This is a genomic window from Paenibacillus sp. GM1FR (assembly GCF_002803315.1).
Classification (GTDB): domain Bacteria; phylum Bacillota; class Bacilli; order Paenibacillales; family Paenibacillaceae; genus Paenibacillus; species Paenibacillus amylolyticus.
Window position 1 is genome coordinate 83,678 of sequence record NZ_MKZL01000054.1, and the last position, 12,370, is coordinate 96,047.

Below are 12,370 nucleotides of genomic sequence, written 5' to 3' on the forward strand. Positions count from 1 at the left end.
ATGCATAAACACCCGAATTTTTGCTCAGGAATCAATCTACTTGCCATTATACTACATTACACGCTGTAGTGGAATAGATACGATATGATAGGAAAGCAAAGCTTGGATATGATAAAATAAAACGATATTGCAATCTTACCAAGACAGGATGAGTGGGAATATGGGTGTAAAGTTACCTTTGATATTTGCTGAGCGAATGAAAAGTTTGCTGGGTGATGAGTTTGAACAATTCATGAAATCTTATGAACAGTCTCCTCATGCGGGACTGAGAGTGAATACGCTAAAAATATCGATGGAACAATTCGATGAGATTGCTCCGTTTGATCTAAGACCTATTCCGTGGTGTGAGACAGGATTCTATGTACCTCATGGTGTTAAACCGGGGCTGCACCCTTATTATCATGCAGGCCTGTATTATATACAGGAACCAAGTGCAATGGCTCCAGTTGAATTATTGCAGGTGGAGCCTGGAGATCGCGTGCTTGATCTGTGTGCTGCTCCGGGAGGAAAAACAACACAGATTGCTGCAAAGCTGCAAGGCAAGGGTGTACTTGTGACGAACGATATCCATGCTGAACGCACCAAAGCGCTGGCCAAGAACGTGGAACTGTACGGGGTGCGTAACGCGGTTGTTTTGAATGAGTCGCCAGAGCGGATCGCAAATGCATTTCCTCATTATTTTGACAAAGTATTAATAGATGCGCCTTGCTCAGGTGAAGGCATGTTCCGCAAGGATGAGGACATGGTGAAATCATGGGAACATCATTCGGTGGAAAAATGTGTGCTCATGCAGCGAGATATCTTGGAGACTGCGGCACGGTTGTTGGCCCCGGGCGGAACTATCGTGTACTCGACATGTACCTTTGCGCCGGAGGAAAACGAAGCAATGATTGCGGAGTTTCTGAATGTAAACCATGATTTCGTTGTCAGGGACATTCCTGAAGAAAAAGGATTTGCTCCAGGACGTCCGGAATGGGTACGTAAGATGATGCCAGAGAAGGCAGAGGAGACGGAAGCTGTACTGGATCAAACGCGTGGCACCGCAAGATTGTGGCCTCACCTTTTGGAAGGAGAGGGGCATTATGTCGCTGTGTTGCAGCATCGTGCAGGGCAAGAAATAGAAACAGATCAACCTGGAGTAGTTAAAGAAGGAGCAATGGAGTATGGACAGGTCGTGGATGTGTCCAGGATTGAAGCAGAGGGGAACAAGGATCACTCTATTGCTGCTTCTTCAATTGCTATGACCAAGGCTGATCGTAAAAAGGAACGTTTATTGCGAATCGAATCCCGAGAGTCCCATGACAGACAGGCTGGTGGCGGCAAGAATTCGGGTAGACAGAGTAAAAAAGGTAAAGATCACGGTGGACGTAAATCGGAACGGGGTCAGGGACGCGGAGCTGATCCGGCAAGTATTGATCCGGTTGCGATATACAGTCAGTTTATGAAAGAACAATTGGAGATTGAGTTAACTGGAGAGACGGTATGTTACGGAGATCGGGTGTATCAATCATCAGTTGGTGCAGCTCGGTTGGAGGGACTGAAAGTCATTCGTCCAGGCTGGTTTATGGGCACGATTAAGAATGGACGATTTGTTCCGTCCCACCCGCTTGCGTGTGCTTTGAATACATCTGAAGCACGGCGAAGCGTAAATCTGTCATCCGCTGATGGCGAAGCCGTGAGATACCTCAAGGGTGAAACGTTAAATATTGAAGAAGAACGAGTGGTGCTCAAGGCGGATACGTTTGCCAAAGGGTATGTTCTTGTATGTGTAGATGGTTATGCCGCTGGCTGGGGAAAATGGCTGGATGGTGTACTGAAGAATGAATATCCGGCAGGTTGGAGGTGGACATCGGTATGAGTGGAAAAGGAAAACAAACGTTGCGTCTGGACAAAATATTAAGCCATATGGGTGTGGGAACACGAAGTGAACTTAAAAAGATGGTGAAACAAGGCAGAATCCACGTGGACGGCAAAGCGGTGAAAGACAGCGGGGTACAGGTGAACCCCGAGGTCAACGTCATTGAAGCCGATGGAGAGCGGATTGTGTATCGGGAGATGATCTATCTGATGCTGCATAAACCTCCGGGTGTCGTGTCTGCTACCGAGGACAACAGAGATAAGACGGTACTGGATCTGCTGCGCAAAGAGGATCGGGTGTTCAATCCTTTTCCTGTGGGACGACTGGATAAGGATACGGAGGGACTGCTCATTCTTACGAATGACGGTCCACTTGCCCATGATCTGTTATCTCCACGCAAGCATGTGCCCAAAACCTATGAAGCCCGTGTGCTGGGAAACGTGGATGAAGCGGATGTGCAACGTTTCAAGGCGGGCATTCAATTGGATGACGGATACGAGACGCTGCCGGCCGAACTGACTATACTTGGTCAGGAAGAGACGGAAGAAGGTACGATCTCGTCGATCTCGCTTATTATTCACGAAGGGAAGTTTCACCAAGTGAAACGTATGTTTCAGGCGGTAGGCAAGCGTGTGGTCTATCTGAAACGCGTAGCCATGGGTGAGCTGGAACTAGCTTCCGATCTTGCTATCGGAAGCTATCGTGAACTAACCGCAGATGAGTTGAGCCTTCTGCGGAAGTAAAAGCTCCCGACCTTCGCGAAGCGGAGCAGGGAGCCGGGCAGAGAGCGAAGCCCTGCCCGTAATGGTCCCGGTTAAGCTTGGGCGGGACCGCCGCTGACCAGCGGTGTGCCCGGCAACAAGCGTTCCTACGACAACCGTGACATAGCAAGACCCGACCTAACACCGGTGAGCAAGACGGGAGTCCAGAGGGCAGAGCCCTCTGGGGCCCTCCCTCGGAAGGGAGGGTTTGGGTGGGTGCGACTACTAACAGATGAGGATGAAGCCAGATGACTTATAAATTAATTGCACTTGATGTAGATGGAACACTACTGAATGATCATCATGAACTTACCGAATGGACTCAGGAGACCTTGATCCAAGCTTCCCGTCAGGGAGCAGAGATTGTCCTGTGTTCAGGTAGAGGTCCTGCCAACACAATTCCTTTTATGGAGCAGATGGGACTGGATGGATATGTGATTACGCATAACGGCGCCGTTACCGCGCAAGTCGATACCCGTGAGGTAGTTCATCATTTTGCATTAGATGGACAAGGACTGGAGCCGATCATATCCTACTGTCGAACCAATGGAGTACATTTTGACATCAATACGGCATTTGGTCTGTATGTGGATCAACCGGAAGGTTTGGGGTTGCAGGTGCGTGAGATGTATTACAACTTTATGGCCGAGCCACTGAAGTTACCCAAGTGGGTTGACATGACAGAACCGCTGGCGAAGTTCACTGCATTTGGTCCGATTGAACAGATGGATGCAGTACTTCAGGAATGGTCTACTTGGAATCTGCCTTATTATATGACACGGAGTGGTGACTTTTTTATTGATCTGATGCATCCCGAAGCGTCCAAAGGCGCTGCACTGAAAAGGCTTGCCGAATCGAAAGGAATCATGCCTTCGGAGATTATGGCGATTGGTAACTACTTCAATGATATTACGATGCTGACTTTTGCGGGAAAAGGCATTGCCATGGATAACTCACCGGACGAGGTGAAAGCTGCTGCGGACGAGGTTACACGCTCCAATAACGAGCAGGGTGTGGCACACGCAATCCAAAAATATGTGTTATCCGTCTAACCCTACATCCTATACTTAAAATGCACACTTTCCTCATAATCTACCGTCCTCGGGGCATCCTAAGAGAATAACGTTAGGAATGGAGGAGGACACGTGATGAAATATGATGTGGAATTGGTTGCAGACCTGCGGACATCAGGTGGAGAAGTACAGGACGTGATGGTCAATGGTCAATATGCAGGCTCACTTTTCCTTGTGTACAGAGAAGGAGATCGTTTATCTGGTAGTCTTCAGATCGAGCAGGAGTCTCTGCCAGATGATACAGAGGAATTTATTGTGGAAAAAGTGCATGCCTATGTCCGATCTCTTGCAGATGCGCTGGAAGCTGCGTATTATGAAGTGCTGGTTAGTTGTGGCTCATTACATTCGGTTTTGCATAAGCCTGAGTCAGAGACAGTGTGGCCGTCTGAAGAGATGAATCATGACGAAGGCAGCTATGACGATATAGACAGCAGTGGAAGTAAGGTAATCCCTGTTTCACAAGCCGAATCGTTTACATATGAAGATCGGGATCAGGTTCTGGAGATGGAAATGGTAAGCGCAGGACGCAGCATATCGACGTATATTTTCAATGATGTCGAAGGGCAGGAACTAGCAGAAGCTTCCTTAAAACAATATGGCGCTGATGTACAAGGTGAAATACACTGGTATGACGAGCCGGAAGAGAATCAATTGGAAGCTGCGGCAGAGTTACTGGTCAGAGAGCTGGATGAAGATATCATCGATACGATTACAATCCGCATGTGGCATCAGGGCAACGAACTCGAAACGTTAGAGTGGGTACATCGCGATTTCTCCGAGGAATTTGAGGATACCGATGAATCGGATCTGGATGAGTTGGAAGCTGCTGAAGAAACATGTTATGTCATGCTGAAGCGTAAGGATCGGGAGTTCCGGGTATATGAGTTGTTTCTTCAGGAGCGAGGTGGATTGCCTGTGGGAACAGCAACTATAGACACTTCTCATTCCGATCTGACGGGATACATTGAATACGAGGTTCCTGGTACCAGCATTCAGCGAAAGAGCCTGGTCGAAGTGTTGATGCAGGAGTTGGACAAGGAAATGGAGTTTGACACCTTGCACCTGACGATGTTGTATCGAAATCAGATTATTGATGAAGCCAGAATAGATGGGTAAAGGGCAACCGCCTTTTACCTTTTTTTGTTCTCGTTTTGACGAAAAATCCATTTCCCGGTATAGTACCATTAGTTTAAAAGAGATCAGGAAGCGGAGGAGAACAATGATGCACTCATTCAGGATCAGTAGCGAATATATTAACGATGGTTTTCAAGCGGTTCAGGCGAAGCTGGAAGATACGGAGGATGTGATGTCGCTGCTGGTGGAGACAGCCGAATGGTTACAGAGCCAAGGTTCTTCCCAATGGAACGCTTTGCTTAAAGGTGAAGATTCACATGATACGGCAGGGGCGATTCGCCGTGGGGATGTGTTTGTATTCAAAAAAGGGGCGGACGTAGCGGGGATGGTCATCCTTTTGGTTCAGCCAAGTCCTTGGGATATTCATCTTTGGGGTTCAAAAGCTCATGCCGAGGATGGCGCAATTTATCTGCATCGGTTAGCGATTCGAAGAAAATATGCTCAGAGCGGTTTAGGACGTTCCATTTTGCAATGGTCCAGCAGCGGGATACATTTTGAAGGCAAACATAATCTTCGGTTAGATTGCGGAGCGAGCAATGCTACGTTGAACGCCTTTTACGCGCGGAACGGGTATACTTTTTTGGGAGAGACCGATGGTTACAGTACATATGAGAAGCCCGTGGAGCCACTGAGCTGAGAATTCTGACTATCCTATGAATATGTTGACGACAACCGCAAGCGATGGGCTGCTGAATTAGAGCTTTTGCTTCTGAGGGGAACGTTTCATGAATATGTTGTATATACGAGTTATCGTAATATAGATGTTCCGGCTTCCCTATGTCATAATGGATAGTAGATTAGTACGTAAGTTAGAAAGGGGGAAACTAACGGTGAAATTGCTGCAGGCGCTTTTCTTTCCTCCGGAGCAGCCCGGAGGTGTATCCTCTATGATTCCGTATATGCAAGAGAGATTTACAACCCCGAGGTGGGAAATGGATCTGTTCTCGTTGCCAAAGCGAATTCGCAACAAGGGCAGAGAGGAAGTTCAGTTCGAAACGTTTGACTGGACGGAATATCAGGATAGTCCTGTTGTCCAAAAATATATTCAAACTTATCGTGATTATCTTTGGTGGACCAAACTGCGTATTCAGAAGCCCTATGATCTGATCCATGCCCACCACCCAATTGCAGGACTTGCGATGAGAACGGTTTTCCCGGATACACCTCTCATTCAGACGATACACTCCAGTTATGAACGAGAATTAATCCTTAATGGACGCATTGAAACGGATGGACCGGAGCATCGATTCCTGCTTGCGATATATGGTGAGCTGGAACACCAGGCAGAGCGCCTTTTGACGGTGTCGGATTCGTTCCGCCGTTATCTGGCTCCCTACGTGAAGGAACCTGATGTCATCGGTGTGATTCCCAATGGATTTGATGAGAAGCGCTTTAAGCCGATCCCTCATGATAATGCGATACCACAGCTGGTCACGGTATGTCGGCTTGTTCCGGCAAAAGGGTTGGATATTCTTTTCAAAGCTTGTGCGGAACTGAAGGGTCGAGGTCATGATTATGTGTTACATATTATTGGAGATGGACCGATTCGTCCTGATCTGGAAGAATTGGCGCAACGATTGGGGATCTATAATGAGACCATTTTCTATGGTTACACGCTGCACCCTGAGGAATTCATGCCATTCTTTGATATTTTTGTACTTCCTTCACGGGCAGAAGCATTTGGTTCCGTCTTCGCTGAAGCGGCGCTGAGTTGTCTTGCCCTTGTGGGTACGGATGTAGGTGGTATACCGGAACAGATCGAGAACGGTAGCAATGGGTTGCTTGTACCGGCAGAAGATCCTTCTGCATTGGCTGAAGCGCTTGAAAAGGTGATGCTGGACCCGGCTTATCGTTATGAACTTGCCCGTTCAGCGTGTGAAAAAGCCAAGACACATTACTCGCTCGGCAGATCAGTCAATGAGCTGAAAAAGATGTATCTACAGTTTCCTAGCCAAGCCTAAAACGTAGAGCAAAAAGTGCGAGCCGCTGTGATAAACAGCGGCCTTTTGTCATGTTTAAGGAAAGAGTCCCGCGGTGAATTGTGGTTAGAAGGCAAACGGATGCTCATATTCATGAAATACATGGACCGTGAGATTTATATATTGTTGCGTTTACGAAAGGTGCCCCAGCGGTTCAGTACCAATTTGGCAGCCCAGATTAATGCCATTGTTCCAAAGATGGGGTAAAGGATGGACAGCAGGGAACTGAATCCAAACTGGCTGAGTGAGTAACACAATAGCATAATGGTTAATGTAATGAAACGGGGATGGACACGTATATGTTGTCTCAGTTGCAAGGTCATTCCATAGATATCGGCTACAAAGGTAGTGAATATTTCCATGAAAATAAGGGATACATATACAGATTGCACTGCCCATCCAAGTTGAAAGGCAATGCTGCCCATCGGGATTTCGAATTGGATGATGCCGGGCATCTGAGCTGACATGGCAAAATGAGCTGCCATCAGCATGAAACCAACGCCAATTCCACCCAATACTCCACCCCACTTCAGCACATTCCGGCTACGAATCTGGTTACCTACAGGCACAAGAACAGCTTGAGCCAACACCAGATTGAATGAAGTATACAACAGTGGAGACAGCCACACTTGAATAGGGTTTGAGTCTGTCGTCAGTGTGATGAATCGGGAAGCACCTGGATGATGGATGGTACTTGTGATCATGAGCAGAGATAACAGGAGCATCATGGGCACAACGATGCTATTCATTTGTAGGATGGCTTGAATGCCCCGACCGAGAAGCAGATATGTCCCTACAAGTGTGACGATCAGACCTGTCTGATAATGCAAACCCAGATGTTCGACAAAAACGGAGCCTGCTCCGGCAAGCATGACACTGTTCACGCCAATGAGAATGAGAAGGGTCACCCAGGTGATCCATTTGCCCGCCTTATGGCCGAATAAATGTTTGTTCAGATCCTCATAAGAGCGGGACCCGGTATCGTGAGCGATCAGCATCATTTTGGTACCTAACCAGACAAAGAGCATGGTGGATAAGCCTATGGTGATGGTGGCCCATTTGCCATACTGGGTAAAAAACTGCAAAATTTCCTGCCCTGTAGCGAAGCCGGCTCCAACAACCGTTCCAATGTATGTAAATGCGATCTGCAGCACCCGAAATGCCTGTTTCATGTGTTTCCCCTCTCAGGCCCCTGTATAGTTTGGACATGCGGGTACCATGGTACAAGGTATGCTTGACCCACGAAAGTCATGACAATCGATAATGAGCTTTGGCTTGAAATGCGTCCCAAGGACAGCGTCAAGGCAATTTCGCTTGAACTTATAGATAGATATATGATACTTTTACCTCATAGGATAGGCTTGGGAGGTCAAATCATGGAATTATTGAAACAACGAATTTTACAAGAAGGTGTGGTTATCTCGGATCAAGTATTAAAGCTGGATGGTCTGTTGAACCACCAAATTGATCCTGCATTAACGATGGAGATGGGACGTGAGTTCGCTGCCCGTTTTCGTGAAAGTGGAGTAACTCGGGTAATCACGGTAGAATCCTCAGGGATTCCGGTTGCGTTTGCCGCAGCCTATGAACTGGGGGTGCCACTTGTATTCGCCCGTCGCAAAAAAACACTTCTGGCTGATCCTGATGCTTACTGTGAACGTGTACCGTCCTTTACCAAAGGAATTGTAACTGACATTATGGTATCCCGCGAGTTCATTCATGAGAATGACCGCATTTTGTTCATTGATGATATTATTGCCAATGGAGATGCCGCTCGTGGCGTCATCAAAATTATCGAGCGTTCCGGTGCGGAACTCGTCGGATTCGGCGTTGTGGTCGAGAAAAGTTTTCAGGCGGGGGCACGCACGATTCGTGAACAGGGTATTCCGGTGGAAGCCTTGGTACGCATTCGTTCCCTGAATGATGGTACGGTACAATTTGACGATAACGAAATGTGACATTTTAAAGGAATAGGGCCTATTTTTTGAACTATGCCTTTGCATGACCGCCGATTTCATTTATAATGGGGTTATGTTAGGGAGAGGAGGCAACACCATGGGGAACCAACCGGCAACAGAACAATTTTTTAATGATAAGCTGGCGGAATCGAAAGTTCATTTTGAACGTGCCCTGGATTGTAAACATACGGAATTCGATGACCTTTATCCCTATATGATTGAACATCCTCAATTTTTCTGGTACAAACGCTATGTTGCCTGGTCAGAATTACTGACGATTGTAGGCTTGTGCGAAGAGTTGTCCTTCTCTTGGAAAGAACAATTTACACCGCATCAAGTGGAGTACCTTGAAGAACGTGTGATGTCCGCCAAAGTGCTTGATTTTTGGTTCGAGAAGAACGACAGCAAAGAGCACGCGCAGCGGTAACTTTCAGTCGGGACATAATTTCGAATGACATGACAGTCCAATACAGTCACGTGAGACCTAAATGACTTTTCATTTAGGTCTCTTTTTGTAAATAAATTTGAAATATAGGAGCCATGAAGATGATTAGTGATACAGAATTGGACGCCCTGCGTCTGTCAGGTGAGAAAGTTAGAGTCGTACGGGACGAGCTGGAATCGAACGACGTGAAGGGCATTGTGGTTGCCTGGGATGGCGAGCAGGTACTTATCCGTCGTCAGAATCGACGTGTCGTTAAGCTGGACCGAGGTTACAGCTATCAGCTGTTCAGCGAGCCGCGCCAGAGTCCACTTAGTGAGTAACAGCTGATAATTATGGCAGGGCCATGAGCTTTAAATGTTTGGAATTACCATGATTTCTTGGCATAATTGGCTCACTCGGGAGAGAAGATAGGTACAGTGAGGAAGATCTGTAACTATAGCCGAGAGGGTGTGCTACAAGCCATGACATTGATGAATGATAAAGTTCATGCCTACAAGGATCAGATTGGAGCATTAAGCGATGTGCTGCCAGGTGTGGTGAAGTCGTATCATGAGTTTACCGGAGAATGTTTCCAACCTGGTGTGATTGATGCGAAGACAAAACAGCTAATTGCGCTTGGCATTGGATTATTCGCCAACAATGAGGTATGTACCTTCTACCATGTAGAAGAAGCCCGTGCTAAGGGCGCAACAGATCAGGAGATTATGGAGACCGTAGCCGTGGCTGGAGCTGTTGGTGGAGGACATGCCCTGTCTCAGGGTGCGATGCGAGTGCAGAAGGCTCTGCATTAGTAAGCAATGCAACATACATTTTTAAGTGCAAAAAAGGCATCCGGTTAATAACCGATGCCTTTTTGTATGTGAATCACATTTTACCTAACATTTTATCATACATAAACTGTCCAGTTACCCGACGTGCTGTTACATAACGATCATTGAAGTATGGATTCGATAACTTCGTGATGCTTACACCTTTACTGCTGGAGGCATGAGCGAATTGTCCGCCGCCGATATATACACCTGTATGTGAAATGCCTTTGCCTGTTGTATTAAAGAACACCAGATCACCTGTCCGAACATTGCTCTTGGATACGGGAGTACCTGCTTTGGCTTGCTGCTGCGAAGTACGTGGTAATTCAATGCTGTATTTGTTGAAAAGATATCTCATAAAACCAGAACAGTCGAAGCCGGCTACAGTTGTGCCACCCCATTTGTAAGGAATACCTGTCATGTTGTTCACTACGGAGTTGATACTGCTTGCCTCTGTGCTTGTTGCCCCGGATGTAAATAATACAGCTGCTCCAAAAATGGAGATAATCAGTTTTTTCAAAATCAATGTTCTCCCTTCGATGCCTACGGAGTTAGCTAAGGGTTCGGTAGAAGGTTCCCTATATTTCCTATGTATAAGAATAATTCACCCAAATTGGTTCCCCCGTTTTCAAACATGAAACTCGGCAATGAATAATTAAGTTTTTGTAACTATTTGAAACTATATTGCATAAATGCGTAATTGTCAAACCCATTTAAAACCCTTCGTAATACCTCAATGTTAGCGGAATTAAGGTTTTTATATGAAAGAAGGGATCAAGTTTGGGTATCATTCATGACAAAAACGTCATTATTGATTCGTTTAAGACGTATTTGGATAAATAGATAGGTTTGTCATGAGTTAAAAGAACTATTCCGTTATGTAGAATTAGAGAGATTATATTCATTAAGTTGCATATATTGACAAAAATCGATTTTTTGCATATTATCTGATTATCCAATCCACATATTGGATTAAAATTGATTTTATTATGCGATAAATACAAATAAAGGGGGTTCGAAGCCTATATCATAGGTAAAGTAGAAGTGGAAGATTTATAAAAACGAACATAGGAGAGTGTTACATTTGAAAGCGAAGAAAATAATTACTTTTGTCCTGGCATGTATGATGGTGTTCTCAGCAGTTGGAATGGCAATTCTCCCTGTAGGGACGGTATCTGCTGCGGATGCATCGGGTACTACAGCGAGTATTTCTGATATTTTGAAGAACCAGCTACCGGATGGAGGTTGGAGAAAAGATTATAAACAGACAAGTGGAGAGTGGGCAAAGTCCACGATAGACAACAAGGCTACATACTCAGAAATTAGAAGATTGGCGAAGGAATTTAAAAAGACAAATGATCCGCGTTACTCCACAGCTGCAATCAAAGGAATTAACTTTTTGATCAACATGCAGTATTCAAACGGCGGGTGGCCACAAGTTTACCAAAGCTCCGGATACCACAAGCACATCACTTACAATGATGATGCCATGATTAATGTAATGATCATGCTGGATGAAGTAGCAGCACGCAAAGGTGATTTCTCATTTATCGACAGCACACTTGCTAACCGCAGTAAAAATTCAGTTGCCAAAGGTGTGGAGGCGATTCTGAATACACAGGTCGTTTCAGGTGGTAAGCTGACAGCATGGGGACAACAACATGATTCCAGCTCTCTTAAACCAGCGAGCGCAAGAATCTACGAAGTGCCATCACTGACAGCTGGAGAGAGTGTAACGATTGTTAAATTTCTGAAAACCAGACCTGCTAACGCTAAAATTACCGCATCCATTAAAGGAGCGGAGGCTTGGTTTAACAAAGTGAAAATTACGGGTTACAAGTATGAAAGAGCTAATGGAGATAGTAAAATTATCGCTGATTCCAAAGCTGCACCAATTTGGGCACGCTTCTATGAGATCGGAACGGATAAACCAATCTTTATTGGTCGTGACGGGGTAGTTAAATACAAATTAAGTGATATTGATAAAGAAAGAAGAGGCGGTTATGCATGGTATGGCAACTGGCCTTCCAAGCTGTAATTTGTAGTATGCTTCCGTTTTAATGAACCAAACTATTAGCAGCAGTTAAAGGTAAAGCCCGAATCGACATGGACGTCTGATTCGGGCTTTATTGTTATTATTTTCAGTGTTGACATGATAGATTACGCATGATATATTATTTCTTGTCGCCGATATTGATGACGGAGATACAATATGCGGTCGTGGCGGAATTGGCAGACGCGCACGGTTCAGGTCCGTGTGGGCTAACCCCCGTGGAGGTTCGAGTCCTCTCGACCGCATCTAATAAAAAGACTCCTTAAGCTAACGCTTAAGGAGTCTTTTTTTGCATTTTTT

General features: G+C 45.8%; 13 protein-coding genes, 1 tRNA gene and 1 riboswitch. Of the genes, 12 read left to right on the forward strand and 2 right to left on the reverse strand.

What is annotated here, in order from left to right; all coding sequences use genetic code 11:
* Positions 1 to 160 precede the first annotated feature (160 nt).
* The 6 genes from PAEAM_RS24650 (at position 161) to PAEAM_RS24675 (ending at position 6,787) form a co-directional block, all read left to right on the forward strand.
* Positions 161 to 1,858, forward strand: a complete 1,698-nt coding sequence (locus tag PAEAM_RS24650) for an RsmB/NOP family class I SAM-dependent RNA methyltransferase (RefSeq protein WP_100529314.1) — start codon at positions 161 to 163, stop codon at positions 1,856 to 1,858.
* The gene (locus PAEAM_RS24655) at positions 1,855 to 2,601 is read left to right on the forward strand and encodes a pseudouridine synthase (protein WP_036670158.1); all 747 of its coding nucleotides are present in this window, start codon (positions 1,855 to 1,857) and stop codon (positions 2,599 to 2,601) included. The genes PAEAM_RS24650 and PAEAM_RS24655 overlap by 4 nt, the downstream gene beginning before the upstream one ends.
* Before the next feature lie 266 nt (positions 2,602 to 2,867).
* Positions 2,868 to 3,671, forward strand: coding sequence for a Cof-type HAD-IIB family hydrolase (locus PAEAM_RS24660; RefSeq protein WP_100529315.1), 804 nt, complete (start codon positions 2,868 to 2,870; stop codon positions 3,669 to 3,671).
* Between the two features lie 96 nt (positions 3,672 to 3,767).
* On the forward strand, positions 3,768 to 4,808 hold the full coding sequence (locus PAEAM_RS24665; RefSeq protein ID WP_100529316.1) for a hypothetical protein: 1,041 nt from the start codon (positions 3,768 to 3,770) through the stop codon (positions 4,806 to 4,808).
* Positions 4,809 to 4,914: 106 nt separating this feature from the next.
* Positions 4,915 to 5,463 carry a GNAT family N-acetyltransferase gene (locus PAEAM_RS24670; protein WP_100529317.1) on the forward strand — a complete coding sequence of 183 codons (549 nt, stop codon included), beginning with the start codon at positions 4,915 to 4,917 and terminating at the stop codon, positions 5,461 to 5,463.
* Between the two features lie 193 nt (positions 5,464 to 5,656).
* Positions 5,657 to 6,787, forward strand: coding sequence for a glycosyltransferase family 4 protein (locus PAEAM_RS24675; protein ID WP_100529318.1), 1,131 nt, complete (start codon positions 5,657 to 5,659; stop codon positions 6,785 to 6,787).
* Between the two features lie 134 nt (positions 6,788 to 6,921).
* Here PAEAM_RS24675 and PAEAM_RS24680 read toward each other — a convergent pair whose 3' ends face one another.
* Positions 6,922 to 7,977, reverse strand: a complete 1,056-nt coding sequence (locus PAEAM_RS24680) for a YkvI family membrane protein (protein ID WP_036609619.1) — start codon at positions 7,975 to 7,977, stop codon at positions 6,922 to 6,924.
* Positions 7,978 to 8,181: 204 nt separating this feature from the next.
* Here PAEAM_RS24680 and PAEAM_RS24685 point away from each other — a divergent pair, with 204 nt between their 5' ends.
* The 4 genes from PAEAM_RS24685 to PAEAM_RS24700 all read left to right on the forward strand — a co-directional run bounded on the left by PAEAM_RS24685 (position 8,182) and on the right by PAEAM_RS24700 (position 9,999).
* Positions 8,182 to 8,763: a xanthine phosphoribosyltransferase gene (locus PAEAM_RS24685; protein ID WP_036609617.1), complete on the forward strand. Its 582-nt coding sequence runs from the start codon at positions 8,182 to 8,184 to the stop codon at positions 8,761 to 8,763.
* 97 nt (positions 8,764 to 8,860) lie between these two features.
* Positions 8,861 to 9,190, forward strand: a complete 330-nt coding sequence (locus tag PAEAM_RS24690) for a hypothetical protein (RefSeq protein ID WP_036609615.1) — start codon at positions 8,861 to 8,863, stop codon at positions 9,188 to 9,190.
* 119 nt (positions 9,191 to 9,309) lie between these two features.
* Positions 9,310 to 9,528 carry a hypothetical protein gene (locus PAEAM_RS24695; protein ID WP_036609613.1) on the forward strand — a complete coding sequence of 73 codons (219 nt, stop codon included), beginning with the start codon at positions 9,310 to 9,312 and terminating at the stop codon, positions 9,526 to 9,528.
* 141 nt (positions 9,529 to 9,669) lie between these two features.
* Positions 9,670 to 9,999 carry a carboxymuconolactone decarboxylase family protein gene (locus PAEAM_RS24700; RefSeq protein WP_017689352.1) on the forward strand — a complete coding sequence of 110 codons (330 nt, stop codon included), beginning with the start codon at positions 9,670 to 9,672 and terminating at the stop codon, positions 9,997 to 9,999.
* A gap of 73 nt (positions 10,000 to 10,072) precedes the next feature.
* Here the strand turns inward: PAEAM_RS24700 and PAEAM_RS24705 are convergent, their stop codons facing one another.
* Complete coding sequence (locus PAEAM_RS24705) at positions 10,073 to 10,537, reverse strand: C40 family peptidase (RefSeq protein WP_036609611.1); 465 nt, start codon at positions 10,535 to 10,537, stop codon at positions 10,073 to 10,075.
* A gap of 5 nt (positions 10,538 to 10,542) precedes the next feature.
* Positions 10,543 to 10,674: riboswitch (cyclic di-AMP (ydaO/yuaA leader) on the reverse strand.
* 418 nt (positions 10,675 to 11,092) lie between these two features.
* Here PAEAM_RS24705 and pelA point away from each other — a divergent pair.
* Complete coding sequence (gene pelA, locus PAEAM_RS24710) at positions 11,093 to 12,055, forward strand: pectate lyase (protein WP_165790050.1); 963 nt, start codon at positions 11,093 to 11,095, stop codon at positions 12,053 to 12,055.
* Between the two features lie 176 nt (positions 12,056 to 12,231).
* Positions 12,232 to 12,315 (forward strand) — tRNA-Leu (locus PAEAM_RS24715).
* Positions 12,316 to 12,370: the final 55 nt, after the last annotated feature.